Consider the following 26455-nt stretch of genomic DNA (forward strand, 5'->3'; position numbering starts at 1 on the left):
TGCAAATTGTTAAATAACAGTTAACAATCTAGGATTTATTATTTACAGATGGATATTATTTTAGCAACAGGTGGCACAGGTGGGCATATCTTTCCGGCCATAGCTTTAGCAAAAGCACTAAAGACACAAGGATACAATTGCATATTATTCACTGATAAAAAAACAAATAAAAATACCGACATAGAAAGCTACACCTTACCATTACGTAGACCAAGCAGCAACAAATTTAAGTTTTTCCTTTTCTTGATATACAGCTCTATGTTAGCACTGTATCAAGTAAGAAAATTAAAACCAAAATCGGTCATTGGTTTTGGTAGCTATGCTTCTTTTCCAACTCTTCTTGCAGCAAGAGTTCTTTCTATACCTATAATTTTACATGAACAAAACACAGTTTTAGGGAGAGTAAATAGATTCTTTTTCAAGAGTGCAAAATTAATTGCAACCAGCTTTCCGGAGACTAAATATGCAGAGGGCAATAAATGTATTTTTACAGGAAATTTTGTTGATATAAAAGCACAGAGCCATTCTAGCACTGAGAAAATCCTAAATATATTGGTCATAGCAGGCAGCCAAGGTGCAAATTTTTTTGATGATGTAGTAAGCAGCGTAATTTGTGATTTACCTATGAAAATGAAAAAGAAAATTAGAGTGACGCAGCAATGTACGAAGAAAAATGTAAACAAGGTCAAAAGTCTATACAAAAGTGAAAAGATCGATTGTGAATTGAGTGAATTTTTTGATGATATGGAGAATAGACTGGCCAATGCTCACTTGGTAATTAGCAGAGCAGGAGCAACTTCAATAGCAGAGATCACTCTTGCTAGGCGTTCTGCTATATATATTCCTTACCCTTACTCAAAAGATAATCACCAATTTTATAACGCAAAATATATTGAAGACTCGAGAGCAGCTATAATAGTTAAGCAGAATAGTGAAGCAAAAAAAAATCTAACAGAGGTACTATTTGATCTATTAAATAATTCTCAAAAATTGCGTGATATGACCAATAGTACAGAAAAAACAGGGATAAAGAATGGGACTACTGAGTTTGTTAAGGTGATTGTTCACAGGTTTAGTTGATGGCTGCTTGCTTTTTCTTCAAACACGTCCCAAAGATCCTTTTCTAGCGATATATTATACAATTTATTGATATAAACTACTCCCGTGGGTGAAGTTGTGTTAATTTCGAGCAGGAAGTCATCTATAATATCAATACCAACAAATATTAGCCCTCTTTTCTTTAATTCAGGACCAATTTTGTTACATATTTCATTGTTTCTATCGTTCATTTGAGCGGGCTCAAAACTTGCTCCAAGTCGCATGTTTGTTCTGATCTCTCCACTGATTTTTGGAATTCGTTTCATTACACCAATTGGTTGGCCATAAAGTAGCAATATTCTTTTATCTTTATCTATGTTTTTACAAAATGATTGTGCAATCACAGGGCATTCGTATTTTGCTATCATGAGATCCACTACTACTTGAATACTATTCTCATCTTGTATTCTTATCACATCGTTTCCTCCATAACTATACAATGGCTTCAGAATAATATCTTGATAGTTGTAGTAGAAATCTCTAATCATTGATATATTTTCAGTAATCAAAGTTGGCGGAATTAGCTCTGGAAATAATGAAGTTATCAATTTTTCAGGACAATTTCTTATTTCTGTTGGATTGTTAATTACCAATGCGCTGGTTTTTTCTAAGATATATGTTGTTGTAATATAACGCATATCAAAGGGTGGATCCTGTCTGATAAATATGATGTCCATTTCATTCAAGTTGATTGCTACATCCTCTTTAGAGATAAAACTAAAATCATCAACGCTGACTTTCTGAGCCAGAGCAATTGGATGGTTTAGCTTTAGTGCTAAATTGTTAGGAGCATAGACAAAAACTTCGTGCTTCCTCCTTTGTGCTTCCTTTATTAGCACGAATGTAGTGTCAGTTTCAAAATTTATATTTTCATCCATCTGAAAGGCAACTTTCATTTATGTTCTCTACCTATTGTCACAATTGTACAAATGTTATAATTTGAAAGCGATTTTTGCCTAATGGCGTAACTTACTGTACCTATATCGTACATAACTTACAACTTGTTTTACTCCCTTTACTTTTCTTGCAATTGCTATTACAGCTTTTAATTCCGCTTTATTTTGGGCTATACCCATCAAATAAACAACTCTATCAACCGTATTAACGCTATAATTAATTGACTTAATATTTCTTTTTCCCAGGAGTCTTGTTCTTATTTCCGCTGTTATCATGCCATCTACAGTGGTGTCTAGCATGGAAGCCATTTGAATTGGTATTACTCTTATTTCATTTATCACTTCTTTAATTTCTTTTTGCTGCCAAGCTATTTTTTCTGCTGTAAGTTGTTTTTCAGGAGTGTCAACACTTCCAATGAGCAATACTCTTCCTTCACTTACTTTAACCTTTATGGATGAAAATAGCCCATGTTTTAAGAGCCCCTTATTAATTCTGATGACCATAGTCGTATCATCAATGATATTTCCCAAGGATTTGTCCTGCATTGTTATTGCTGTTGCTGTCGCTGTAGCCACCACACCACCTATTATAAGGGTTGTGCAACCACTTTGTGTAATCAAAAAAATTGCGAGTAAGAAGCTTGTTATTAATCTCATTATTGATTTTCAGGGTTTAGAGCTTTCATTAAGAAATGTTAATAAGCTTTTTTGATTGTGTAAATACCATAAATTAAGTAAGACTTTAAACCTTGAATATTTTTAATGGAATACCTATAATAGGGTACTAAAAATTTCTTGCGGATATGGCGGAATTGGTAGACGTGCCAGGTTTAGGTCCTGGTGAGCTTGCTCGTGGGGGTTCAAGTCCCTCTATCCGCACTTTAAAGTCATGTAACTTAGGTTTTAAGGGAAAATTTATAATCACTAAATACACTTTTGTTTGTGTAAAAACCTGTTCTTAAGGATTGTGTTTAACTTAAATTCTGGTAAAATGACTCTATTAAGATATGAATTAAAATGTTAATAAATGAATTATGATGTCTAATAATATACCTCAAAATACAGTCGAAGTAAGTAGCGTATATACCTACAAAGAGCTTAGTATAGATAAACTAAAGTATGAGTATGAAATCACAGTTGGTAGTGATTATATAAAACAAAAGGTAAATTCCAGGTTGCAAGAGATAGCAGAAAATGCAAAATCACCTGGATTTAGGGCTGGAAAGATGCCCTATGACCTTGTTGTTGCAAATTATAAAAACGAGGCTTTGGAATATGTGATAAATAATACAATTGATTATTGCTCAAGTGATTTGATGAAAAAAATTGAAGTCAAGTCTCACATTTATCCTAAGGTTGATGTTATATCATTACCAGATCTGGGCAAAGAAAATGAGGAGGGCAATTTTGTATACAAGCTATCTTTTGAGTCGATGCCTGAAGTACCGATGATAGATCTTGACAAAATAAACTTAAAGAAAATTGAAGCAAAGATTGAAGAGGAAGATATAAAAGAATTTATTGATTCTATCAAAACAAAGTTCCCCAATTTTGCCTCTGTTGATGATGCTTCTTATCAAGCGAAAGATGGGGATAAATTGATAATTGATTTTGAAGGGCGGATTAGGAATAAGCTCTTTCAGGGTGGAAGTAGCAAAAATTTTGCCGTTAATTTAGGGTCTGGCACATTTATTAATGGTTTTGAAGATCAATTAACTGGTATGAAAAAGGGAGAAACAAAGAACTTTAAGTTGAAATTTCCTGAAAATTACCAAGCCATTTCCCTTGCAGGACAGGAAGCTGATTTTTCTGTGCGAATTAATGAGATTCAGGTTGCCAAAGATTTTGAAAATGATAATGAAATAGCTAAGAGTATTGGTTTTAAAGATTATTCTTTGCTAATAAGTCATGCAAAACAAATGATTGGTGATCAGTGCACTGAAATGATAAATTTCTTAATTAAAAAGGAGCTATTTGATTATTTGGATGCTAATTATAGTTTTGATTTACCCACAGACATAGTAAAACAGGAGCAACAAAGAATGGAAGGAGAACTGGGCACTCAAAATGATTCTCGTAAAGAAGCTGAAAAACGTGTAAAGCTTGCTATGTTATTTATGAAATTTAGTGCAGAACATAAAATATCATTAACTCAAAATGATGTTTTGAGTGTTATTGTAAATCAATATGTCAGTAAAGATGTGCAATTTGACAGAGTACTTAAGCATTTTGAATCAAATAAACAATTTCAAGAATTAGTTAGAGGGCAAGCGCTTGAGTATAAAGTGACAGATTATATAATAGAAAAAGTTAGTAAAGAAGAGCAGATTGTTTCTGTGAAAGAATTAAAGGAATTATTTGATAATATTTAATAGGAAAAGGTATGACTCTTATACCAATTGTAGTTGAACAAACTAGTCGCGGTGAGCGCGCTTATGACATATATTCAAGACTAGTGAAAGAAAGAATAATTTTCGTAACAGGTCCTATTGAGGACAACATGGCTAGCGTAATAGTAGCACAGCTTTTATTTTTAGAATCGGAAAATCCCGATAAAGACATTTGTATGTATATTAACTCACCAGGTGGTGTTGTAACTGCTGGTTTGTCGATCTACGATACAATGCAGTATATAAACCCAGACGTTTCAACTTTATGTATAGGTCAAGCTGCGTCTATGGGTTCTTTATTGCTTGCAGCTGGTACAAAAGGTAAGCGCTACTCTCTACCTCATTCAAGAATTATGATACATCAGCCATCTGGTGGTTATCATGGTCAAGCAACTGATATAGAAATACATGCTAATGAAATTTTGCGAGTTAAGAAAAAACTAAATCAAATTTATGAAAAACATACTGGAAATTCACTGAAGAAAATTGAAGGAATGATGGAAAGAGATAAATTCATGGATCCTGAAGAAGCAAGGAAAATTGGCTTAATTGACAGGGTGATAGCTGAGCGTACAGATATTGAAATTGAAAATACTAAAGTTAAACAAAAGGTGGGTTAATGGATAACAATAATGATTTACACTACTGTTCTTTTTGCAACAAGGCGCAAGATGAAGTAGATAAATTGATTACTAACTCTTCGGATGGTTTAAAGGTGTTTATTTGTAATGAGTGCATAGAATTATCCCATAAAGCAATAAGTCAAAAGAAAGATAGATCTTTTAATTCAGATCGTATATCTGATATGAAGCTATTACTAAAGAAACCTGAGGATATAAAAAATTTTCTTAGCAAGCATGTTGTAGGTCAAGAACATGCGCAACATGTTTTATCTGTAGCTATGTATAACCATTGTCAATCCATGGTACAATTTCATGCTATAAGTGATATTGAAATCGAGAAGTCAAATATAATGCTTATTGGTCCCACTGGTTCTGGTAAGACTTTGCTGGCCAAAACACTTGCTAAAGTTTCAGATGTGCCATTTGCTATGGCTGATGCGACAACTTTAACTGAGGCAGGTTATGTGGGTGATGATGTAGAAAGCGTGTTGTCGCGTTTATTACAAGCTGCAAATTATGACGTTGCAAAAGCACAGCGTGGTATAGTGTTTATAGATGAAATAGACAAGATCACAAGAAAATCTGAAAGCACTTCAATAACCCGTGACGTTTCAGGTGAAGGGGTCCAGCAAGCTCTGCTTAAGATTATGGAGGGTACAGTTGCTTATGTTCCGCCACAAGGAGGGCGAAAACATCCACAACAAGAGTTTATACAAGTGGATACTAGTAACATACTGTTTATTTGTGGAGGAGCTTTTGAAGGCCTCGATAAAATTATTGAAGCGAGAAAAAAGGGAACATCAGTTGGCTTTGGAGCAGATATAAGTCAGTCTAAAGAGCAAAAGAAAAAAAATGCTTTACATGATGTTCAACCTGAAGATTTAATCAAATTCGGTTTAATACCCGAATTTGTAGGGCGGGTTCCAATAACTGCTGTTTTAGATGAGCTGGATCATGAAGATTTAATACATGTTTTGACAGAACCAAGAAATGCGCTAATAAAACAATACAAAGCATTGCTTGCGTTTAGCAAAGTAAACCTTGAGTTTTCAGATGAAGCAATATCAGCTATTGCTAAAAAGGCTATAAGCTATAAAACAGGCGCAAGAATGTTACGTGCTATCTTGGAGTCACTTTTGCTTGACATTATGTATACATCTGGAAACGGAGGCTTTGAAGGTAGCACTATAGTAATCACTAAGAAAATGGTAGAGTTAGGAAAAGCAACGGTTAATCATAATAATAATGGCAATGTTATAACGGTTAATGATTAATTTGAGGCATATATTATGAACATTGAACGTACTGTGAGCTCTGGTTTTGCTGCATTGTCAGTATTACCTTTAAGAGATGTAGTAATTTTTCCAAATATAATGGTGCCTTTATTCATAGGCAGAGAAAAATCTGTTAATGCACTAGAGTATGCAATAAGTAGTAGTAATCACCAAAATGAGATTTTTCTTGTAGCACAGAAAGATGGCTCTGTTGATAATCCAGAGCCTGAAGATCTTTATGAAGTAGGTGTGTTAGCAAGCATTGTACAACCGTTAATAAAATTACCTGACAATGCAGTAAAAGTTATAATCCGGGGGATAAGAAGGGGAAGAGTTGTAGAATATATTAGCTCTCATACTTTATTACAAGCCAGGGTAGAGTTAGACAATCATTATAAAGAAGATGAAGACAATATTGATTTAGAAGCTTTAAGGCGGTCTGTTGTAGACGCGTTCGATAGCTGGTGTAAGCTAAACAAGAAAAATCAACCCGAGGTTGCCATTAACTCCATTGATCAAATCAAAGAAGTTGATCAACTTGTAGACACGGTAGCTTCAAATTTAAATATAAAAGTATCAGATAAACAAAGTATACTTGAGGCTTATGACCCAGAAGAGCGTTTAAAAAAAGCTTTTGCTTTTATTGAGAGAGAAATGAGTATTTTGAACGCACAAAACCGTTTATATAAGACAATTAAATCGCAAGTTGAAAGCACTCAGAAAGTTTACTACCTTAACGAGCAATTGAAAGCTATACAGAAAGAATTAGGCGAATTTGAGAATGGTGATGAAGGGAATATACTCAATGAATTTGAAAAAAAGATAAATGAAACAAAGCTTTCTCAGGAAGCAAGAGAGAAAGCTATAACTGATTTGAAGAGATACAAGAAAATGAATCCCATTTCTCCTGAAGCTACAGTTATATCTAGTTACTTGCATTGGTTGCTTGAGTTGCCATGGGGAAAGTACAAAGATGCAAAAATTAACTTAAATACAGCTAAGAAAATCTTAGATGAAAATCATTATGGCATAGAGAAAGTAAAAGATAGAATAATAGAATTTTTAGCGGTATTAAAAAGAGTAAAAGAGATAAAAGGTCCTATACTTTGCTTAGTTGGACCACCAGGTGTTGGTAAAACTTCTTTAGCTAAGTCTATGGCAAGAGCAGTAGGAAGAGATTTTGTTCGTATAGCTCTTGGTGGTGTGCGTGATGAGTCCGAGATACGAGGGCATAGGAAAACTTATATTGGCTCAATGCCTGGTAAAATCATTCAACACATGAAAAAAGCTAAGTCATGCAACCCGCTTTTTCTGCTTGATGAAATAGATAAGATGGGTTCTGATTCGCGTGGCGATCCTGCATCTGCATTACTTGAGGTTTTAGATACTGAGCACAATAAACACTTTACGGATCATTACTTGGAAATTGAGTTTGATCTTTCAAGTGTAATGTTTGTAGCTACGGCAAACAGCTTAAATTTACCACATCCTTTGCGTGATAGAATGGAAATTATACAATTGTCCGGGTATACTGAAGATGAAAAAATCAGTATTGCTACACACCACCTTATTCCGAAGTTAAAGAAGGAGCATGGTTTGCATCAGAAGGAGTGGAGCATAACTAATGAGGCGTTATATGAATTGATACGTTTATATACACGTGAGAGTGGTGTGCGGAGTATGGAGAGGGAGCTTGCAAAGCTCATGAGAAAGGCAGTTAAAGAAATATTGACTGATAAAAATAAGAAAATATCCGTAGGGGTTGACAATTTACAAGATTATTTAGGGGTACGTAAATATACCTTTGGCATTGCGGAAAATGAGAGTTTAGTAGGAATAGTAACTGGGCTCGCCTATACTGAAACAGGTGGTGATATTTTGATGATAGAATCAGTCCTAATTCCGGGCAAGGGAGAAATAAAATACACAGGAAAGCTTGGAGAGGTTATGCAAGAATCTATAAAAGCTGCGTATAGTTATATTCGATCAAATTGTTTATTTTTTGGTATAAAGCCCGAAAAATTCCAAAATAATGATATACATTTGCATGTACCTGAGGGTGCTGTACCAAAAGATGGCCCTTCTGCTGGCGGCGCGGTATGTACGTCTATTGTTTCTCTTATGACAAATATACCAGTTAACAAAAATGTTGCTATGACAGGCGAAGTGACATTGCGTGGTAGAGTTTTAGCTATCGGGGGCTTGAGAGAAAAATTGCTTGCAGCGCTCAGAGGATCAATCAAAACTGTGATTATACCAAGTGAAAATGAGAAAGATATGCAAGAAATTCCGGCAAGCATCAAAGAGGGGATCAACGTAGTTTTTGCTAAGAATATTGATGAAGTTATGAAAGTTGCTTTAATGCACCCTACTACTCCAATTAATGGTGATGATAATCAAAATAGTGTGCCTTCCTCTATAGAAAGTAAAGATGATACTTTTCCTATGTCGGAAACATTGAAGCATTAGATTAAAAAAATATTATCAATCTCCATTTCTCTTTTATCCGGCAAAAATCCACCAACTTGTGCATCCCATAAGGATATGACTTGCTTTGTTGTTATGTCATTCATATTTTTTACTTATTCTATCTCCCAGTTTATAGCTCTTTTTACAATAATCCGAACAGACCGTAATATGCTACTGGCCTGCTATAGCCATAAACACATATCTTATCGCATTCGGACTATTATAAGAAAGGCTATAATTCAAGTAGATGATATATTATAATAGTCCTTTTCATGGAAACCTTTTCTGGTAGATTGCTTTCTAGAAAAACCTTGGTCAAGGTGCTAACTGTGGTTTATAATAATATAAATCATATCATAGTTGATTTGCGTTTATCAGAGCTGGAGTAGAGGTATGTTTTATCTTACAAATTTTTTGCCTATTTTACTGTTCCTATTTCTTTTTGTAGGAAGTGGTATATATTTTACTATTCTTGGCGTGTCAAATGCTTTTTATCAGTTATCTCCACTGGTAGCCATTGTTCCTGCCATAGCTCTGGGTTGGGTTTTATACAAGGGCAATACTGAAGAAAAAATGTATGCCTTTCTAGATGGGGTAAGAGATCGTAATATTATCACTATGTGTATCATTTTCTTACTTGCAGGTGCATTCAGTGAAGTAACTAAAGCAATCGGTAGTGCTGATGCCACAGTTAATTTGGCTCTTTCATTTATACCAACACAATTTTTACTCATAGGATTATTTTTTGTAGCAGCTTTCATCTCCACTGCTATTGGTACATCAATGGGCACCATTGCAACAATTGCTCCTATTGCAGTTGAACTGACACAAGCTGGGATTTCTCCTTCCTTAGGAGTTGCAACCGTTGTAGGAGGAGCAATGTTTGGCGACAATTTATCTATTATCTCTGATACTACAATTGCATCTGTGATGTCTCAAAAGGCTGATATAAAGAAAAAATTAAAACTGAATGCAAAAGTGGCACTAATTGCTTCTATATTCACAATAATTATATTATTTTATAGCTCAAGCAATAGTGCTGCTATTTCAGTTAAGGAGTATTCTTTATTGCTTGTGACTCCTTACATAATACTTATATTGCTTGCAAACTTTGGAATAAATGTATTTACGGCATTGGTTTTAAGCATAACTTTTGCTGGAATCATTGGATTTATAAATAACAACAATTATGGTTTATTATTTTTAAGCCAAAACATCACTAAGGGGTTTATGAGTATGCATGAAATTATGCTACTGTCATTGATGGTTGGCGGGCTTTCAGGACTGGTAGGTAAAAATTCTAAGGAGTTTGCAGATAAACTTTCATCTTGGGTTATGATACAACGTGGTGGACAAAAAACTGCGCAATTATTTATTGCAAAAATAGTCAGCATATTTGATATTTTACTTGCAAATAACACCATCGCTATAATTTTTAGTGGTGAAATTGCTAGAGATATTGCTAAGAAATATGAAATACCGCCTCACTATAGTACAGCATGGCTAGGCATATTTTCTTGTGTATTTCAAGGATTAATACCGTATGGCGCTCAATTGCTTTTGGCTAGCACTATTGCTGGAGTTTCACCTTTGGCAGTCATGCCACACGTATACTATTGCTATGTTTTAGGTATTATTGCAGTGTTATATATTGTATTGAACAAAATTGAGAAAAAAGATTGTGCTTAACATACAAGACAATGCTTCACTTTGTAAAAGATGGATATTCCTAGCAGTATGTGCCCTTGCTTGCTCTGGGTTACTGTCAATAATTGTTATTTTTCTACGATTGCCTTTTATCTCCTCTCTTGTTCCTTCTGCACAATATATTTTTGATAATGCGCTGGTAATACACGTGAACTTGTCAATTTTGGTGTGGATGTGCTCTATAATATCTCTGCTCTTTATCATAAACCTACAAAATACCAATAGTTGGTTTAACTTTTCATGGGTTCTATCAACCCTTTCGATGCTGCTCATGTTTATATCCGCATTCGTTCCAAACACTGAAGTTATCAAAAGTAACTATATTCCCGTATTACAAAACAAATTATTTTTACTTGGACTCAGTTTATTTATTGCCAGTATATTAGTAAATACAATGCTAGCATACACATCAAAAAAAGAGGTTTCATTTCTCTCTGTTGGGCAAATTGGGCTAGTTATTATACTTGTATCGTCATTTCTTTGCTTTGTTTTAGCATATAATAATATGCCTCCAGGTCTATATCACTCAGATAATAATTTATTTTACGAATATCTCTTTTGGGGAGGCGGACATTTATTGCAGTTTGCTTTTACTCAAGGAATGTTTTTAGTCTATTTAATAATGCTAAGTTCCAATGATATTAGTTTAGCTTCAAACAATAAAATTACTATTTTACCACTATTTATAAACACGATTTTAGCTGTAGGCGCACCGTTTGTATATTTTGTTTATCCAGTTGATAGTGCCAAGTTAATACAGTTTTTTACTTGGCATATGAGGATTGCTGGAGCAGTTTTGCCGTGCTTTTTGATAATATTAGTGTGCTACAACATCAGAACTTTTATTAATGATAAAAGCAACTATTTATTACATTCATTTTTGTTGTTCACTTATGGAGATGTGCTCGGAGTGTTGACTATTGAAGGTAATGTCACGATTCCCGCTCATTACCATGGTTCTGTAGTTGGTATCACTATAGCTTTTATGAATTTTGTCTACTGGATGTTACCTAAATTAAACTTTAAAGAGATAAAAAGTTCCATGGTAAGATTACAGATTTATGCCTACAGTATAGGGCATTTTCTCCATATCACTGGTCTTGTGTGGCTTGGTGGATATGGTGCTTTAAGGAAGGTTGCAGATCTGCCAAGTATTTCGTCAATGTTAGCACGCACGTGCTTCATTATAGGTGGCGCTATATCAGTTGTTGGTGGAATGTTGTTCGTAATAATTGTGCTTTTACATCTGTTAAAAGGCAAAGCGCGTACCAACTGACCCATAGAAACAAAAAAAACTTCCTTGACAAACTCCGCCAGCCCCCTTATCATGAAACTGAAGCTATTTATTTATCTTCTCTGTACAGATTAAATGACAAAAAACTCACGTATCTGGCGTCCCATGTTTAATTTTTTGCACTATGTGCACCTTATGTCTTTATAAAATTTCTAGGTTTTTACCTAATATAAGCAGAAATGCGCTTATAAAGCATTTAAAACATCAAAAAACGCCGATTTAAAAAATGGATAGTGAATAACTAGCTACCCTAGGGTTTCTTTTGCCTTTTTTTCTGTTTAGTAAATTTCTTAATGTTTATAATTTAGATTAGTTGCGGCTTAAAAGCAACTAAATCGCGGTTATTAAGCGTTTAGAATAAAAAAACGCCATACTTGAAAGTATAGCTCTTTCCACAGAAGTCCGGATATGATAAGATTAAGGATAGATGGCGATAAGGAGGTTGGATGCCGGCAGCATATAGTTATGATTTAAGAAAAAAAGCAATGGAAGCACTAGACGAAGGGGAAAGCAGAGAAGCAGTGGCAGCAAGATTTAAAATTGGACGAACTACTTTGTGGGAGTGGAAGCAAAGAAAAAAAGAAACAGGCGACTTTCAGTCAAAAAACTCGGTAATGGAGGTTACAATCAGAAAATTATCGACTGGAATAAGTTTATCGAATTTGCTAAAAAACACGGTAGAAAAACTCTGTCGGAAATGGCTAAACTTTGGGGCAACGTTAGTATCGAAACGATCCACCGAGCTCTCAGAAAAATTGGATTTACGCGCAAAAAAAGACATATGGATACAAGGAAAGGAACGAAGAAAAACGTGCTGAATTCTTAAAAATTATAGCAACAAAAGAACCAGAAAACTTAGTGTATATAGATGAGTCTGGGATTGATAACACGGAGGACTATCCATATGGGTATTGCCAGAAAGGACAGCGATTTTATGCCCTAAAATCTGGAAAAAAAACTCAACGAATCAGCATGGTTGCAGCCTTAAGTAGAAGAAAGATAGTTGCTCCATTAACATTTGAAGGCCACTGTAATATGGATATTTTTAATGGATGGTTTGAGCAATTTTTGGCACCGATCTTAGAACCTGGACAAACTGTCATTCTTGATAATGCTACTTTTCATAAGTCTGATAAGCTTATCAAGCTCGCTAAAGGAGTCGGTGCAGAAATTTTGTATCTGCCGCCTTATTCTCCAGATTTTAACAAAATTGAGCATCATTGGTTTGCTATAAAAAACAGAGCCAGGAAAAACATTCCTCTATTCGAATCCTTTCGTCGTGCTGTTGATTCTGCCTTCCTATGACCTATTCGGACTATTATGAGAAATGCTATATATCGAATAACGGGGATGGATTTTACTAGAGTTCCAGGACTTGATGTATTAAGTATACAGGCTGTCATTTCAGAAACAGGTATAAATCACAATAAATGGAGGACAGAAAAGCATTTTTCTTCCTGGCTCGGATTAAGTCCTGCTAATAAAATTACAGGAGGGAAAATTATTGGAACAAGAACTCGTAAAGTTGTTAATCGTGCTGCAACTGCCTTGCGACTTGCTGCTCATTGTGTATCAAGAAGCAACACTGCACTTGGTGCATACTGCAGGAGGTTAAAGAAGCGACTAGGGATACCAAAAGCGATCACTGCTACAGCAAGGAAATTAGCATGTATTTTTTATAATATGCTAAAATATGGACAAGAATATGTAGAAAAAGGAATGAACTATTATGAAACACTCTACAAAGAGAGAGTAGTCAAAAATTTGACTAAAAAAGCAAAGGAATTTGGTTATATACTAATGAAAGAGGAGCCGATAGATGAAGAAGGTTCTTAGGAGTTTCTTAGAAGAACAATGGGAAATTTTCTTGTAATTCTATTTATAGTTTTCTATGCATTTGATGCACACGCTGATGGAGCAACAGATGTAATGTGTAATGTAATAGGTTACGTTCATGGAATAGGTGGACCAATGATTACAGTGGTAATAATTGGTTCAAGCTTACTTGCAATATTTGGCAGAATGCCTTGGCCTGCACTTTTCGCACTGGGTATGTTTGTTGCTGTGTTTTTTGGTGCTCCTCAAATTGTAACAAAGGTAACAGAAAAAGAAGTTTGTTGTCTTTTTAAAGGTCAAACCTTGGAGAATGGAAAGTGTGTTGCTGCTCCTGGATATGAACGTGTAGGTACAGGTTATGCTTGTCGTTCCGGTTGGGCGCTAACTAATAAAGGCTACTGTATAAAAGCTGGCCAAGATCCTTCAAAGTATTGGAAGTGAAAATGGTGCTTTTATAGAGTTAAATCTAACAAACCGCAGAGTATATAATTAACATCCACGCCTTTAGTTAGATTCCACTCACGCTTTATTACGTTGTACTCCATGCCAGCCATGTTTTGCAGCGTTACATTATTTTCTCTTAAGTGATTTGCAATTTCTGACGGCTTGAGAAATTTATTCCAGTTATGTGTACCTTTTGGCAGCCAATTTAATATGTACTCTGCACCAATTATTGCAAGACAAAAGGATTTAATAGTTCTATTTATTGTGGATATAAAGATTAACCCCTCCGGTTTTAGCAGTTCTATCGCTTTTTTCATGAAAAGCTCTAAATTATCCACATGTTCAACTACTTCCATCAACAGAACCACGTCGTACTTCTTGTCATTGCTTAGCTCTTCAATGCTGGTGTGTATATATTCTATATTTAACCCTACTTTTTTCGCATGTGAATGCGCTACTTTTATGTTTTCTTCACATACATCTATTCCCACAACGTTAATGCCAACGCGTGCCATTGACTCTGACAAAATGCCACCACCACACCCGACATCAAGCAATGATAATTCTTTTAAATTGCATTTTTTTAACTCTTTTATTTTCTCAATAATGTAAGATACTCTAACAGGATTCATCATGTGCAATGGTTTGAATTTGCCGTTCTCATCCCACCACTGGCCTGCCATTTTAGCGAATTTTGATATTTCATCTTCGTTATAAGTTTTTGTTTTTTTTTTCTTAGAGGTTATATTGCTGAGTTTATCAAGGCGTTTTTTATGTCTGCTTTCTTTTGAAAATTCTGTTTCGAGGAATTGTTTGACTATGTCTTTTGCTAATCCACTCGCAGTAAATCCTGCACCAAGACACAGTACATTTGCGTTGCCATGCTCGCGAGCTAATTTTGCGATCTCAACACTGTTACATAAAGCAGCGTAGATTCCTTCAAAACGATTTGCCACAGTACTCATGCCCAAACCTGTACCACAAATTAATATCCCATAATTTGCTTTTTTGCTTGTTATATCTTCTACAACTTTAACAGCATAGTTTGGGTAATCTACACACTTTTGCTTAGCAGTGCAGCCTTGATCTACTACTCTGTAACCTAGGGCTTCCAGGTAAGGTTTTATTTCTGATTTTAATTCATAACCAGCATGATCTGAGGCAATTGATACTATACCTAACATATAAGAAATAAGGACATTTTATATGGGTTTGAACTTTCTGTCAAGTCATTCAATGCTTCTGACCTTTTGGGAGTTCTAAAGCTATAGCTAAGGTTTTCCTACGTCATACCGCAATTCATTCCACAACTGTACGAACATTGTGATTTGAGAATAATCTCCGCCAGGAAGGGTGTCATCCCAGTGCTTTGGCACTGAGATCCAGAAAACTTAATTTTAAATAAGTACACCAGATAGCTGTATAATAAGAACTGGATTCCAGTGTCAAGCACTGGAATGACACCTTCTGTATAAATATTAAGAAATTTACCAAACGAAAAAAAAGGCAAAAGAAGCCCCGTGGTTGGCTAATTACTTACATTATACTTTCAAGTATGGCGTTTTTTTATTCTAAACACTTAATAACCGCGATTTAGCTGCTTTTAAGCCGCAACTAATCTAAATTATAAACGTTAAGAAATTTACTAAACAGAAAAAAAGGCAAAAGAAACCCTAGGGTAGCTAGTTATTCACTATCCATTTTTAAAGTTGGCGTTTTTTAATGTTTTAAATGCTTTATAAGCGTATTTCAGCTTGTGTAGGTCAAAACCCGGAAATTTGATAAAGACATAAGGTGCACATAGTGCAAAAAATTAAACATGAGACGCCAGATACGTTGAGTTTTTTTGTCATTTAATCTGTACAGAGAAGATAAATAAATAGCTTCAGTTTCATGATAAGGGCGCTGGCGAGGTTTGTCAAGGAAGTTTTTTGTTTCTGTGGGCTACCTGGATGACAGGATTGCTCTTGAATTTGTATAGCTACATTGTCGGTAAATCTAAATTGCTTTAGTTATAGAAATAAATTTCGAGTCAGATGTGTATAAATTCTATATAATTTTTATCCTACTACTAATTTAACAAGATGGATCATATAGATATTATAAAATCAAAATTATTATTATCCGACCTAGTAGGTAAAAAAGTCAGATTAATAAAAAGAGGAGATAGTTTTGTTGGGCTCTGTCCATTTCATAACGAAAAAACCCCATCTTTTTCGGTGAGCAATACTAAGGGGTTATATTACTGTTTTGGTTGCTTGGCTAGTGGTGATGCATTTGAATTTATTTCACAAACTGAAGGATTAAGCTTTAAAGAAGCATTGGAAAAATTAGCATCGGTTACAGGTGTTGAACTGCCCAAAAATCTTAGTATTACAAAAGAGGACAATAAACTATTTTTAGCGCTTGATTTAGCTGCAAATTGGTTTGCACAAAAAAATCAAGGTGTTGTAGATTATTTAAAGCAGCGTAAGATTTTACCTAAAATCATAGATAAATTTAAGATAGGTTATGCACCAAGCTCTGGTTTGAAAGAGTATTTAAACTCTTCAGGTATTGAAGACAAAATTTTAATTGATATTGGATTAGTAAACAAAAATTTTCATGATTATTTTTATGACCGGCTGATATTTCCTATACAGAGCATTGCAGGGAGAGTTATTGGTTTTGGCGGACGTGCGCTAAGTTCTGAGCAACAGCCGAAATATTTAAACAGTCCAGAGAGTCAGCTCTTCAAGAAGAGGGAGAATTTATACGGATTAAACTTTGCTTTAAGCGAAATACGTAAAAAACAGCACATACTCGTTGTTGAAGGATATATGGACGCTATAGCGCTACATCAAGCAGGAATTAGTAATGCAGTTGCTCCGCTTGGTACCGCAATTTCTGCAGAACAGATAAAAAATCTATGGAGATTTGCTAAAGAAATCTCCATCTGTATGGATGGCGATAGTGCTGGACGTCATGCTGCTACTCGAGTTGCAGAACTTGCTCTGCCAATATTAGAGCCTGGATACACGTTAAAGTTTGTGACTTTGCCAAGTAATAAAGATCCATACGATATATGTAACGAACTGGCATACAAGAAAGAAGACGTGTTGACTGCTCTTGACCATTCAACAAAACTGCATTCTGAATATTTATGGCATCACATAATCGATAGCAATTTGCAAAATTATGAAAAACTTGCTCCGGAAAAATATTCAATTCTTGAGCACAAGTTCATGGAATATGTAAATACTATTAGCAACAGCAGTATTAGAAGGTATTACAGAGATTATTTTTACAATAAGGCTAGTGAACTAAGAAGTAGCTTCAAAAAACAGATTTTTAATAGTAAAACTAGAGCAACAAAAGGTGAGTATCTTCATAACAAGTCTCCAGAGCTAATTGAAGCAGAGCAAAATCAGGCCGTAATTTTGCGTATAGCCGTAGAATTTCCTGAAATCTTGAACCGTCCTATATTTTTTGAGCAATTTTCTCATTTTGAATTTACTAATGAGATGAAAAGATTACAACAGCGTATAATTGATGTAATAAGTAACAAAAGCAAACTCGATAAAGAGGCTTTGTTACAAGAATTGAAACAGTTTAACGTTATAAAGTATGTATTTGAAAAAACTAGTGTACTAAATAGCCAACTGAACGAGAGAAAATCTGCAGAAATTGTGTGGAATAATATAGTGTTACTAAAAGAGTTAAATGCATTACGAAAAGAAAGAACCGAAGCGAGGCTGAGCGGTAATCTTGACTTAGAGGAAAGGTTGATAGAACAAATAAAGCAAATAGAAAGCAGTATACAAGAAATGCAAATGGAGTTTATTGAAAAGTAGATATCGTCTCGTTAGTCAACAAGAAAATTACAAAATAAGACAATATTTTACATAAGATTGAAATTTTTAACTAATTAAGCCTTCCTCTAACAGCTTTGCCCTGTAGTTTTTGATATGGTTAGGATCACTTGAAAATGTATAATTTTTGTAGTTAGCTCTGCTGTGCATATAAAGTTTACTATTGACTTTTATCACATTATCTCACATTATCTCACATAATATGCATGTGAGAAGAATATGAACTGGAAGAATTTTCGTCTTAGTACGCGTCTCAACCTAGAAGGGCCTGTAATTGAGCAAGTGTACGAGTTAATTACTGCAGTTGATAGTGTTAAAAATAGCTGGCAGATAACGAAAAAACTACTACCACAAACAATTGAAAGATTAACTCATTCAGTTATTGTTACATCTTCTGGCGCTTCTAACCGTATTGAAGGAAATCGTCTAACCGATAAAGAAGTTGAGGATCTATATAAAAACCTACGTGTCAAAAAATTTAAAAATAGAGATGAGCAAGAAATTGCTGGCTACTTAGAAATGCTTAAACTAATATTTCATGATTATACGGATATTCCAATTAGTGAGTCATCAATATTGCACATTAACAACCAGATGCTACTTTATAGTGAAAAAGATTTGTATCATAGAGGAAAATACAAAGCAAGTTCTAATAGAGTTGAGGCAAAAGATCAGAATGGAAAAGTTGTTGGTATAATTTTTGATCCCACACCACCTTACCTTGTTAGAAAGGAAGTACAAGAGCTTATTGATTGGTATCACTGGTCCTTAAATAATAAATTTAAGCATCCTCTTATTATTATTGCTAACTTTGTTTTTGAGTATCTGGCAATACACCCTTTTCAAGATGGGAATGGCAGAACTAGTAGATTGATGACTAATTTAATGCTGTTGCAGCAGGGTTATGATTTTGTATCTATTGTATCACATGAAAAGATAATTGAAACTAACAAACTTGATTACTATTTAGCGCTTAATAAAACACAAAGTAGCTGGAAAAGTAGCAAAGAAGATATTTCCCCATGGTTAATATTTTTTCTTAATGTGCTCAAAACGCAAGCAAATGAGGCGCATTATATTCTTGAGAGGGAGAATACTGAATATTTATTATCAAGAAAACAATTATTCTTCTGGGAATGGGCACTTAGCCTTGCAGATAAAGAATTTAGTAGAAAAGATGCTATAGAAGCTCTAGGATTTCCTCCAAGAACAGTAGAGGCAATTACAAAGAAACTGCTAGGGATGAAATACTTACAGCGTCTTGGAGAAGGCAAAGCCACTAGATATAAAGTTATTATTTAAAAGTTTTAGTATGTTTTTCGAGATTTTTTTAAATCCAGTCTTATGCACAACTTTGTTTGCAATTTTATTCGATTAAAAATTGCATTTTAGCAATAAAAAACTTACTTATTATAGGAAAATCTTGTGTTTGTTCTCATATAAAACTATTTATGGAGTGACAATGGTACATGTATTATACTTACATTTCTGATTCGAAAATTTATGCAGTTGTTTCTAACAAGATTGGTCAACAAATTCTATTGTTTAAAGATGAGAAATAAAGTAATCATCATTTCCAGTATTGCTTTTATTCTACTGTTTTTTATCAGTAGTGCATTTTTAAAAAAAGATCAGGCGGTTCATAGCGATAATGCAACTAGTAGCTTTTCAGTAAAAACTCAAGAATGTGCGCCGCAAAACCGCACTATATATTTAAATTTTTCTGGTACAGTAAATCCCTTACATAGAGCTAGCCTTGTCTCAAAAATAAGTGGTAAGATTATTGCTATTTATTTACCTGATGGTGAAAAGGTAAAAAGAGATGATGTAGTGTTAAAGATAGAAGATTATGACAGGATTGAGCAAGCTCAGAAAGCCAAAGCTTTATTAAAGCAGCGTGAAATTGAGTATGATTCCTCTCACAAACTGAATAAAAAAGGCTATGGGGCACAAATACAAGTAGAAGCAGCTTTTACTGCGTTACAAAGTGCAAAAGCTGACCTAAAAAGGCTAGAATTGGATTTAGAAAATACTGCAGTCACATCTCCTATAGATGGTTATATTGATAAAATCAATGCAAACGAAGAGGATTTTGTTAATGCTGGGCAAAAAATAGCTGACGTGGTTAATTTCGATCAAATTCTTGTAGTGTTATACGTTTCGGAAAATGAAGTAAATAAAATAGAGCTAGGCAGCACAGCTCAAATTAATTTGCTGGACGGAAAAGAATTGGCAGGTGAAGTAAGTTTTATTAGTAAAATTGCTGAGCCTAAAACTGGGTCTTATAGGGTAGAAGTAAAGGTAACTAATAATAAAATGATATCCTTGCAGGGACTAACTGCCAACGTAAGGCTACCTTCAGGCGAAAGATTTGCATATAAAGTTCCTTCTTCAGCCCTGAGCTTAAGTGACGAGGGTGCTCTTGGAATAAAGATTGTTGATGACAATAATTATGTAGTATTTGCACCAATAGAAATTGTTGATCATGAGAGCGATGGGGTTTGGATAGTAGCAAATAACGAAGATAAACCCATAAAGTTAATAGTATTGGGCCACCTATTTGTTAAGCCTGGTGATAAGGTTTAAGACATAAGATCCTTTGACCTTACCCAGAAAAAGTGGAGAGAAAGTGTGGAATGTTTTTTACAAAAAGAATGATGCATCAAATTGTTCTGGAATGCAATAGTTATAGCCTTTCTTATAATAGTCCGAATGCGATAAGATATGTGTTTATGGCTATAGCAGGCCAGTAGCATATTACGGTCTGTTCGGATTATTGTAAAAAGAGCTATAATAGTCCGAATGCGATAAGATATGTGTTTATGGCTATAGCAGGCCAGTAGCATATTACGGTCTGTTCGGATTATTGTAAAAAGAGCTATAATAGTGACGTTGTTTGTTATAAAAAATTTCTATGTATTCAAATATTGCAGTTCTAGTTTGTTGAGCAGAGTGTTGTGAAGTATCAATAAGTATTTCTCTTTTCAATGAGCTAAAGAAGCTTTCTGCAACAGAATTGTCGTAACAACAGCCTTTATTACTCATCTATATTCTTTACAGCTAAGAGATATTGATACCCTTGCGCAGTATATTGTAAACCTTGGTCACTGTGCAGCAGTAGATTTTTAACAGGTTTACGCCTATTAATGGCCATTAATAAAGAGTTCATAACCAATTGTTTATTTATTGCACTACTCATTAACTACCATACGTGAGAATTATTGCTGCCAAATATAGCCATCCCTCCTTGGTTTTGATGTAAGTAATCCCATACTTTATAGCTCTTTTTACAATAATCCGAACAGACCGTAATATGCTACTGGCCTGCTATAGCCATAAACACATATCTTATCGCATTCGGACTATTATAAGAAAGGCTATATTTGGTTGATCAACAATAAAGTTTTGATCTAGTATATTGGGAGCTACAGCTCTATTATCTGTTTGTTGTTTTTTAATTTTAAACTTTCTTCTCAGTATAGCCCTGATGTCATTTTTCTGCATAATACTTTGCACCGTTTTCAAATTGCAACTTTTACCCAAAGCCTTCAATTCAGCATGAATTTTAGGAGCTCCATATCTACATTTAGAAACTTGATATATTTTTTGAATAGCTTCGAGTAGCTCTTTAGAGGTTGTCCGGAAACTAGTAAATTCAAGCATATTCCCTCTTTAACATAACCCTACTCATAGCTAGGTATATGAAATTCTCAGTGGATGTTGTGAGTAAATCATACTCCTTCGATAGCCTTCTATTCCTATTAACCCAAGCAAAAGTCCTTTCTACAACCCATCTTCTTGGCTGTACTTTAAACCCTTGTTCTCTTGTTGGTAGTAGCTCAGGTGGCGTATCTTTGTGCACCCAAAATCTACATGGAGGCCTTTTAACAATTTCAATATCTATGTCATATTCTTCCTTTATGTGATTCTTTAAATTTCTTCCTTGGTATCCCATGTCAGCCCACATTTTTTTAACTTTAGTATATTTTGTTCTCATATTGTTTAATGCTATTTTAATACCATCTCTATCATTTTCGTTAGCAGCGCCTACGTAACAACCTAGTATAAAACCCTGAGTGTCTGTAATTATATGCCTTTTTCTACCCTTTACTTTTTTACTTCCATCATAGCCTTTGATCCCCCCTTTTCTGTAGTCTTTACAGATTGACTATCTACTATACAGGCACTCGGCTGCTCATTCATTCCTATTTTTCTTCTACTATATTTTGTAATTTCATAATTCATTTTCTCAAAAATTCCCTGCTTCTTCCATTGCCTGAACTGCTCATACACAGTCTTCCATAGCGGAAAATCATTTGGTAAATACCGCCATTGACACCCTGTACGCAATACATAGAAAATTGCTTCTAATATTTCTTTTTTGCTATACTTTGGCGGCCTTCCTCCTTTCTTGTATGATACTCTGAAGTGTTTTTCTATTCTTGCCCATTCCCTTTCGCTTAGATCTGTTGGATACTTTTTTCTCATCTTTACCCCGTACTAAAATTTCAGATATTATAGCCTTTTACTTGTTTCCGGACAACCTCTATAAGTGGACCACAAGAAAAATAAGCAGTAGAGAATCAGCAAATAAAGAGCTACTCGAAGCTATTCAAAAAATATATCAAGTTTCTAAATGTAGATATGGAGCTCCTAAAATTCATGCTGAATTGAAGGCTTTGGGTAAAAGTTGCAATTTGAAAACGGTGCAAAGTATTATGCAGAAAAATGACATCAGGGCTATACTGAAAAGAAAGTTTAGATGTATGGTCCCAGAGAGTGATGGTATACTATCATCATCATTTAAGGAGTCATTATGGGACAGATATTACATGGGTGCGCCAAAACAACACAGACGATTCGTAGAGCAATACAAAATAGAAAAGAGAGCATAGCAAAACTCTCCAAGCATTATAACCTTAATCCAAAAACTATTATTAAGTGGAGAAAACGTTCATTTACGAAAGATGCTGATATGGGTCGAAAGCATCCAAGATCAACTGTTTTAACGCTAGAAGAGGAAGCTATAATAGTTACATTTCGCAAGTATACACTACTGCCACTAGATGATTGCCTTTACGCTCTGCAGTCTACAATTCCGCATTTGACTCGCTCTAGCTTGCATCGTTGTTTACAAAGACACAACATTAGCAGATTACCAACTGTTGATGGAGAAGTTAAGTCAAAAAAGAAATTCAAACAATATCCTATCGGTTACTTTCATATTGATATTGCTGAAGTTAGAACTGAGGAGGGCAAATTACATTTGTTTGTTGCTATTGATAGGACATCCAAATTTACCTATGTTGAGTTGTGTAACAGTGCTACAAAACCCATAGCTGCTGAGTTCTTACGTAATTTGATTAGAATTTTACCGTATAAAATCCATACTATTTTGACAGATAACGGTATACAATTTACAAACCAGAAGCGTCATAAGTATGCTTTCCAACATATATTTGATAGAGTTTGCGAAGAGAATGTTATTGAACATCGTTTGACAAAAGTTAGCCATCCTTGGACGAATGGGCAAGTCGAGCGTATGAATAAAACTTTAAAGGATGCTACAGTTAAGAAGTATTACTATCAATCGCACCAGCAACTTAAAGAACACCTTTATAACTTTGTTATGGCTTATAATTATGCAAAGAGACTCAAAACTCTTAAGGGTCTTACTCCTTATGAATTTATATGTTATCAGTGGACACAGTCTCCAGAATTATTTATACTAAATCCACACCATCACACTCTGGGACCATACATCTTATAGCTCTTTCCACAGAAGTCCGGATATGATAAGATTAAGGATAGATGGCGATAAGGAGGTTGGATGCCGGCAGCATATAGTTATGATTTAAGAAAAAAAGCAATGGAAGCACTAGACGAAGGGGAAAGCAGAGAAGCAGTGGCAGCAAGATTTAAAATTGGACGAACTACTTTGTGGGAGTGGAAGCAAAGAAAAAAAGAAACAGGCGACTTTCAGTCAAAAAACTCGGTAATGGAGGTTACAATCAGAAAATTATCGACTGGAATAAGTTTATCGAATTTGCTAAAAAACACGGTAGAAAAACTCTGTCGGAAATGGCTAAACTTTGGGGCAACGTTAGTATCGAAACGATCCACCGAGCTCTCAGAAAAATTGGATTTACGCGCAAAAAAAGACATATGGATACAAGGAAAGGAACGAAGAAAAACGTGCTGAATTCTTAAAAATTATAGCAACAAAAGAACCAGAAAACTTAGTGTATATAGATGAGTCTGGGATTGATAACACGGAGGACTATCCATATGGGTATTGCCAGAAAGGACAGCGATTTTATGCCCTAAAATCTGGAAAAAAAACTCAACGAATCAGCATGGTTGCAGCCTTAAGTAGAAGAAAGATAGTTGCTCCATTAACATTTGAAGGCCACTGTAATATGGATATTTTTAATGGATGGTTTGAGCAATTTTTGGCACCGATCTTAGAACCTGGACAAACTGTCATTCTTGATAATGCTACTTTTCATAAGTCTGATAAGCTTATCAAGCTCGCTAAAGGAGTCGGTGCAGAAATTTTGTATCTGCCGCCTTATTCTCCAGATTTTAACAAAATTGAGCATCATTGGTTTGCTATAAAAAACAGAGCCAGGAAAAACATTCCTCTATTCGAATCCTTTCGTCGTGCTGTTGATTCTGCCTTCCTATGACCTATTCGGACTATTATGAGAAATGCTATATTTGCTGATTCTCTACTGCTTATTTTTCTTGTGGTCCACTTATAGTAGCCACTAGCAGAAAACCCTACATAATTCCTGTACTTTATAGCAGTTACTATATAAAAAAATATTTTACTCTTTTTGACTGGCCAGGGCTTTTTTTTAAATGTCTCTTTCCCTTGTTACTCTTGCTTTGTAAATCAAACCTCTCTTTGTCGTAAGGAGCCATGTTACCTCTACCTGGAAATGCATTTGCCGCTGACTTTTTTTCGTTGTGTTTCTTTATCCATTTTCCTAATAAACCACCCTTTATTCCTAAATCTCTTGCTATTTTTGTAATTGTTTGACCTGCCTTTCTTTGTTCATTTGCCAGTTTAACAGCTTCCAATTTGAATTCTGCCGTATATTCTCTTACCATTTCTAATCCTCCAAAATTTTATTTTACCCAAAAAAACTCTTTTCTTTCTCTCCACTTTTTCTGGGTAAGGTCACTACTGCTATTCCACGTCAAGAACAACCATAAGTTCATTAGGGTTCACATAACCTAAAGCATTTTTTGCTTGCTCATCAAGCAGATCTAAATCTAAGCTTTTTTCATATAAGCCAAATACTTTGTTGTCCAACTTTTCCTTTTCAGAAGAGACATCCTTTAGCAAAAGTTTATTGTACTCGATTTCTTTTTTTAAATCGATTAACGTCAATAAGCCACGTTTACCTGTAATTGTGCTAATGCTGAAATATAATGTAAGGGAAGAAATGAGTAAGGCTGCGCTTAAACACAGTAACTTTTGCTTCTTTTTAGATATAAGCACCGTACTTTCACATATAAAAAATATATAACATGAAAAGGTGAACAAAAAGCTAAGAACCTTGACGCGCTTTACACCTTGGCTTTACCTTATTTATAATGTAAATCTTACCACCCCTTTTCACAACTTTACAATTTTTATCTCTGTTACGATGAGATTTTAGCGACCCTTTGACTTTCATATCTATAGTAAGAATTAAATTACTTTACATTATAATCACTTATCAAGAGTTAGTCAATTGATAACATTTTATTAAAATATTGTATAATTGTTGCTGATACTTCTTCGATCGACTTTTGCGTGACATCGATAATTGGCCAGTTATTCTGTTTAAAGAGCTCCTCTGCTTCTTTAATTTCCTTTTCTACTTTCTCAGGGTTAGCATATATATTATTATCTTCGTTGTTAATTGAAGTAAGTCTATTTTTGCGTATTTCTATTAGCCTACTTACGTCTATTGTTACCCCTATTGTCAGTTTATTTTTTAATTTTGCCAAGTCGACATAAAAGGGTACCCCACTAACAAAAGGAATATTTGCAACCTTATAGCCTCGGTAAGCTAAATACGTACTGGTGGGAGATTTTGATGTACGTGAAACTCCAACCAAAATTATATCTGCTTTATCAATATCTTGAATATTTTGTCCATCATCATGATTAATAGTGTAGTTTATTGCCTCAATGCGCTGAAAATATTCGTTATTTATCTCAGTATGCAAGTCAAGCTTTTCGTCTTTTTCAATTTCAAGATAAGACGAAATTTCTCTAATAATATGTGATAATATTGCTCTATAGGGAATTTTCAACTTTATACAGTTATCTTTTAGATATTTTCTTAGCTCATCATCAGTAATAGTGCATATAACAAAATTATGCTCATCACTTTTCCTATTAATTTCCTCCAGAATTTTGTCAATCTGCTCTTCTCCTTTTACAAAAGACCAAACATATTCGATCGTTTCTACAGAACGAAAGTGTTTCAGAGCTGATTTTGCAACTGATATAACAGTTTCACCACTTGAATCTGATACTAAGTGTAGATTAAGCTTTTTAAGGGTCATATACT

At 34.6% G+C, this 26455-nt stretch carries 25 protein-coding genes, 1 tRNA gene and 5 pseudogenes; 18 read left to right on the top strand and 13 right to left on the bottom strand.

Annotated features, from left to right (window positions below; all coding sequences use genetic code 11):
* Positions 1–48 precede the first annotated feature (48 nt).
* Entirely contained in the window at positions 49–1080 is a 1032-nt protein-coding gene (murG, locus tag ABWU67_RS02945) for an undecaprenyldiphospho-muramoylpentapeptide beta-N-acetylglucosaminyltransferase (protein ID WP_341822164.1), read from the top strand.
* Here murG and gshB read toward each other — a convergent pair.
* The gene (gshB, locus tag ABWU67_RS02950; RefSeq protein ID WP_007549071.1) at positions 1065–1994 is read right to left on the bottom strand and encodes a glutathione synthase; all 930 of its coding nucleotides are present in this window, start codon (positions 1992–1994) and stop codon (positions 1065–1067) included. The two genes, murG and gshB, sit on opposite strands and share 16 nt — an antisense overlap.
* A 60-nt stretch (positions 1995–2054) precedes the next feature.
* Entirely contained in the window at positions 2055–2651 is a 597-nt protein-coding gene (locus ABWU67_RS02955) for a BON domain-containing protein (RefSeq protein ID WP_006279461.1), read from the bottom strand.
* A 140-nt stretch (positions 2652–2791) separates the two neighbouring features.
* Here ABWU67_RS02955 and ABWU67_RS02960 point away from each other — a divergent pair.
* From ABWU67_RS02960 to ABWU67_RS03005, 10 genes and pseudogenes are all read left to right on the top strand, one after another.
* A tRNA-Leu gene (locus ABWU67_RS02960) sits at positions 2792–2873 on the top strand.
* Positions 2874–3031: 158 nt separating this feature from the next.
* On the top strand, positions 3032–4366 hold the full coding sequence (tig, locus tag ABWU67_RS02965) for a trigger factor (RefSeq protein WP_341822162.1): 1335 nt from the start codon (positions 3032–3034) through the stop codon (positions 4364–4366).
* An 11-nt stretch (positions 4367–4377) separates the two neighbouring features.
* A complete protein-coding gene (gene clpP, locus ABWU67_RS02970; protein WP_038250016.1) occupies positions 4378–5004 on the top strand; it encodes an ATP-dependent Clp endopeptidase proteolytic subunit ClpP in 627 nt (208 codons plus the stop codon).
* The gene (clpX, locus tag ABWU67_RS02975; RefSeq protein WP_174515832.1) at positions 5004–6281 is read left to right on the top strand and encodes an ATP-dependent Clp protease ATP-binding subunit ClpX; all 1278 of its coding nucleotides are present in this window, start codon (positions 5004–5006) and stop codon (positions 6279–6281) included. The genes clpP and clpX overlap by 1 nt, the downstream gene beginning before the upstream one ends.
* 15 nt (positions 6282–6296) lie before the next feature.
* The gene (lon, locus tag ABWU67_RS02980; protein WP_353282172.1) at positions 6297–8750 is read left to right on the top strand and encodes an endopeptidase La; all 2454 of its coding nucleotides are present in this window, start codon (positions 6297–6299) and stop codon (positions 8748–8750) included.
* A 393-nt stretch (positions 8751–9143) separates the two neighbouring features.
* Positions 9144–10439: a Na+/H+ antiporter NhaC family protein gene (locus ABWU67_RS02985; RefSeq protein WP_353282173.1), complete on the top strand. Its 1296-nt coding sequence runs from the start codon at positions 9144–9146 to the stop codon at positions 10437–10439.
* Positions 10432–11733 carry a cbb3-type cytochrome c oxidase subunit I gene (locus ABWU67_RS02990; protein ID WP_341822175.1) on the top strand — a complete coding sequence of 434 codons (1302 nt, stop codon included), beginning with the start codon at positions 10432–10434 and terminating at the stop codon, positions 11731–11733. The genes ABWU67_RS02985 and ABWU67_RS02990 overlap by 8 nt, the downstream gene beginning before the upstream one ends.
* 464 nt (positions 11734–12197) lie before the next feature.
* A pseudogene (locus ABWU67_RS02995) lies at positions 12198–13056 on the top strand (IS630 family transposase).
* Positions 13057–13083: 27 nt separating this feature from the next.
* A pseudogene (locus tag ABWU67_RS03000) lies at positions 13084–13587 on the top strand (transposase); the annotation flags it as partial.
* Positions 13588–13605: 18 nt separating this feature from the next.
* Positions 13606–14028 (top strand): TrbC/VirB2 family protein, encoded by a 423-nt coding sequence (locus ABWU67_RS03005; protein WP_338482224.1) that lies wholly within the window; start codon positions 13606–13608, stop codon positions 14026–14028.
* Positions 14029–14039: 11 nt separating this feature from the next.
* On the opposite strand, the gene ubiG is transcribed toward ABWU67_RS03005, so the two are convergent.
* Positions 14040–15215: a bifunctional 2-polyprenyl-6-hydroxyphenol methylase/3-demethylubiquinol 3-O-methyltransferase UbiG gene (gene ubiG, locus ABWU67_RS03010; protein WP_015589098.1), complete on the bottom strand. Its 1176-nt coding sequence runs from the start codon at positions 15213–15215 to the stop codon at positions 14040–14042.
* Positions 15216–15410: 195 nt separating this feature from the next.
* On the opposite strand from ubiG, the pseudogene ABWU67_RS07250 reads away from it, so the two are divergent.
* The 4 genes and pseudogenes from ABWU67_RS07250 to ABWU67_RS03025 form a co-directional block, all read left to right on the top strand.
* Positions 15411–15497, top strand: a pseudogene (locus ABWU67_RS07250) (WPE palindromic element domain-containing protein); the annotation flags it as partial.
* Between the two features lie 618 nt (positions 15498–16115).
* Positions 16116–17864, top strand: a complete 1749-nt coding sequence (dnaG, locus tag ABWU67_RS03015; protein ID WP_341822133.1) for a DNA primase — start codon at positions 16116–16118, stop codon at positions 17862–17864.
* A gap of 237 nt (positions 17865–18101) precedes the next feature.
* The gene (locus ABWU67_RS03020) at positions 18102–19184 is read left to right on the top strand and encodes a Fic family protein (RefSeq protein ID WP_174515935.1); all 1083 of its coding nucleotides are present in this window, start codon (positions 18102–18104) and stop codon (positions 19182–19184) included.
* A gap of 201 nt (positions 19185–19385) precedes the next feature.
* The gene (locus tag ABWU67_RS03025; RefSeq protein WP_353282174.1) at positions 19386–20468 is read left to right on the top strand and encodes an efflux RND transporter periplasmic adaptor subunit; all 1083 of its coding nucleotides are present in this window, start codon (positions 19386–19388) and stop codon (positions 20466–20468) included.
* Here the strand turns inward: ABWU67_RS03025 and ABWU67_RS03030 are convergent.
* The 6 genes and pseudogenes from ABWU67_RS03030 to ABWU67_RS03055 form a co-directional block, all read right to left on the bottom strand.
* Positions 20465–20728, bottom strand: coding sequence for a hypothetical protein (locus tag ABWU67_RS03030; protein ID WP_353282175.1), 264 nt, complete (start codon positions 20726–20728; stop codon positions 20465–20467). The two genes, ABWU67_RS03025 and ABWU67_RS03030, sit on opposite strands and share 4 nt — an antisense overlap.
* A gap of 1 nt (position 20729) precedes the next feature.
* The gene (locus tag ABWU67_RS03035; protein WP_353282176.1) at positions 20730–20927 is read right to left on the bottom strand and encodes an IS3 family transposase; all 198 of its coding nucleotides are present in this window, start codon (positions 20925–20927) and stop codon (positions 20730–20732) included.
* Entirely contained in the window at positions 20920–21081 is a 162-nt protein-coding gene (locus tag ABWU67_RS03040; protein ID WP_353282145.1) for a hypothetical protein, read from the bottom strand. The genes ABWU67_RS03035 and ABWU67_RS03040 overlap by 8 nt, the downstream gene beginning before the upstream one ends.
* A gap of 149 nt (positions 21082–21230) precedes the next feature.
* On the bottom strand, positions 21231–21386 hold the full coding sequence (locus tag ABWU67_RS03045; protein ID WP_353282244.1) for a hypothetical protein: 156 nt from the start codon (positions 21384–21386) through the stop codon (positions 21231–21233).
* An 18-nt stretch (positions 21387–21404) separates the two neighbouring features.
* Positions 21405–21545, bottom strand: a pseudogene (locus tag ABWU67_RS03050) (transposase); the annotation flags it as partial.
* Positions 21538–22370, bottom strand: a protein-coding gene (locus ABWU67_RS03055) for an IS5-like element ISWpi1 family transposase (RefSeq protein WP_353282041.1) whose coding sequence is annotated in 2 segments (ribosomal slippage) — positions 21538–22001 and positions 22001–22370 — 834 coding nt in all. Because the reading frame shifts where the segments join, the coding sequence is not laid out codon by codon here. The gene ABWU67_RS03055 and the pseudogene ABWU67_RS03050, both read right to left, overlap by 8 nt.
* A gap of 41 nt (positions 22371–22411) precedes the next feature.
* Between ABWU67_RS03055 and ABWU67_RS03060 the strand changes: the two genes are divergently transcribed.
* The 3 genes and pseudogenes from ABWU67_RS03060 (at position 22412) to ABWU67_RS03070 (ending at position 24571) form a co-directional block, all read left to right on the top strand.
* Positions 22412–22777, top strand: coding sequence for an IS3 family transposase (locus ABWU67_RS03060; protein ID WP_353282229.1), 366 nt, complete (start codon positions 22412–22414; stop codon positions 22775–22777).
* Positions 22699–23652: an IS481 family transposase gene (locus ABWU67_RS03065; RefSeq protein WP_353281999.1), complete on the top strand. Its 954-nt coding sequence runs from the start codon at positions 22699–22701 to the stop codon at positions 23650–23652. The genes ABWU67_RS03060 and ABWU67_RS03065 overlap by 79 nt, the downstream gene beginning before the upstream one ends.
* A gap of 60 nt (positions 23653–23712) precedes the next feature.
* Positions 23713–24571, top strand: a pseudogene (locus ABWU67_RS03070) (IS630 family transposase).
* Positions 24572–24695: 124 nt separating this feature from the next.
* Here the strand turns inward: ABWU67_RS03070 and ABWU67_RS03075 are convergent.
* The 4 genes from ABWU67_RS03075 to ABWU67_RS03090 form a co-directional block, all read right to left on the bottom strand.
* Positions 24696–24998, bottom strand: coding sequence for a transposase (locus ABWU67_RS03075; RefSeq protein WP_264373917.1), 303 nt, complete (start codon positions 24996–24998; stop codon positions 24696–24698).
* A 79-nt stretch (positions 24999–25077) separates the two neighbouring features.
* Positions 25078–25392 (bottom strand): FtsB family cell division protein, encoded by a 315-nt coding sequence (locus tag ABWU67_RS03080; RefSeq protein WP_010962526.1) that lies wholly within the window; start codon positions 25390–25392, stop codon positions 25078–25080.
* Positions 25393–25441: 49 nt separating this feature from the next.
* Positions 25442–25570: a type B 50S ribosomal protein L36 gene (ykgO, locus tag ABWU67_RS03085; protein WP_006279631.1), complete on the bottom strand. Its 129-nt coding sequence runs from the start codon at positions 25568–25570 to the stop codon at positions 25442–25444.
* 49 nt (positions 25571–25619) lie between these two features.
* A complete protein-coding gene (locus ABWU67_RS03090) occupies positions 25620–26450 on the bottom strand; it encodes a pyruvate, water dikinase regulatory protein (RefSeq protein ID WP_006280267.1) in 831 nt (276 codons plus the stop codon).
* Between the last annotated feature and the right edge of the window lie 5 nt (positions 26451–26455).

Source organism: Wolbachia endosymbiont (group A) of Aleiodes leptofemur, assembly GCF_964028465.1.
GTDB lineage: Bacteria > Pseudomonadota > Alphaproteobacteria > Rickettsiales > Anaplasmataceae > Wolbachia > Wolbachia pipientis.

Excerpts from the sequence above, each read along its gene's own strand:
- murG (WP_341822164.1), top strand. The coding sequence starts at position 49 with ATGGATATTATTTTAGCAACAGGTGGCACAGGTGGGCATATCTTTCCG.
- gshB (WP_007549071.1), bottom strand. The coding sequence starts at position 1,994 with ATGAAAGTTGCCTTTCAGATGGATGAAAATATAAATTTTGAAACTGAC.
- ABWU67_RS02955 (WP_006279461.1), bottom strand. The coding sequence starts at position 2,651 with ATGAGATTAATAACAAGCTTCTTACTCGCAATTTTTTTGATTACACAA.
- tig (WP_341822162.1), top strand. The coding sequence starts at position 3,032 with ATGTCTAATAATATACCTCAAAATACAGTCGAAGTAAGTAGCGTATAT.
- clpP (WP_038250016.1), top strand. The coding sequence starts at position 4,378 with ATGACTCTTATACCAATTGTAGTTGAACAAACTAGTCGCGGTGAGCGC.
- clpX (WP_174515832.1), top strand. The coding sequence starts at position 5,004 with ATGGATAACAATAATGATTTACACTACTGTTCTTTTTGCAACAAGGCG.
- lon (WP_353282172.1), top strand. The coding sequence starts at position 6,297 with ATGAACATTGAACGTACTGTGAGCTCTGGTTTTGCTGCATTGTCAGTA.
- ABWU67_RS02985 (WP_353282173.1), top strand. The coding sequence starts at position 9,144 with ATGTTTTATCTTACAAATTTTTTGCCTATTTTACTGTTCCTATTTCTT.
- ABWU67_RS03005 (WP_338482224.1), top strand. The coding sequence starts at position 13,606 with ATGGGAAATTTTCTTGTAATTCTATTTATAGTTTTCTATGCATTTGAT.
- ubiG (WP_015589098.1), bottom strand. The coding sequence starts at position 15,215 with ATGTTAGGTATAGTATCAATTGCCTCAGATCATGCTGGTTATGAATTA.
- dnaG (WP_341822133.1), top strand. The coding sequence starts at position 16,116 with ATGGATCATATAGATATTATAAAATCAAAATTATTATTATCCGACCTA.
- ABWU67_RS03020 (WP_174515935.1), top strand. The coding sequence starts at position 18,102 with ATGAACTGGAAGAATTTTCGTCTTAGTACGCGTCTCAACCTAGAAGGG.
- ABWU67_RS03025 (WP_353282174.1), top strand. The coding sequence starts at position 19,386 with ATGCAGTTGTTTCTAACAAGATTGGTCAACAAATTCTATTGTTTAAAG.
- ABWU67_RS03030 (WP_353282175.1), bottom strand. The coding sequence starts at position 20,728 with ATGCTACTGGCCTGCTATAGCCATAAACACATATCTTATCGCATTCGG.
- ABWU67_RS03035 (WP_353282176.1), bottom strand. The coding sequence starts at position 20,927 with ATGAGTAATAAAGGCTGTTGTTACGACAATTCTGTTGCAGAAAGCTTC.
- ABWU67_RS03040 (WP_353282145.1), bottom strand. The coding sequence starts at position 21,081 with ATGAGTAGTGCAATAAATAAACAATTGGTTATGAACTCTTTATTAATG.
- ABWU67_RS03045 (WP_353282244.1), bottom strand. The coding sequence starts at position 21,386 with ATGCAGAAAAATGACATCAGGGCTATACTGAGAAGAAAGTTTAAAATT.
- ABWU67_RS03065 (WP_353281999.1), top strand. The coding sequence starts at position 22,699 with ATGGGACAGATATTACATGGGTGCGCCAAAACAACACAGACGATTCGT.
- ABWU67_RS03075 (WP_264373917.1), bottom strand. The coding sequence starts at position 24,998 with ATGGTAAGAGAATATACGGCAGAATTCAAATTGGAAGCTGTTAAACTG.
- ykgO (WP_006279631.1), bottom strand. The coding sequence starts at position 25,570 with ATGAAAGTCAAAGGGTCGCTAAAATCTCATCGTAACAGAGATAAAAAT.
- ABWU67_RS03090 (WP_006280267.1), bottom strand. The coding sequence starts at position 26,450 with ATGACCCTTAAAAAGCTTAATCTACACTTAGTATCAGATTCAAGTGGT.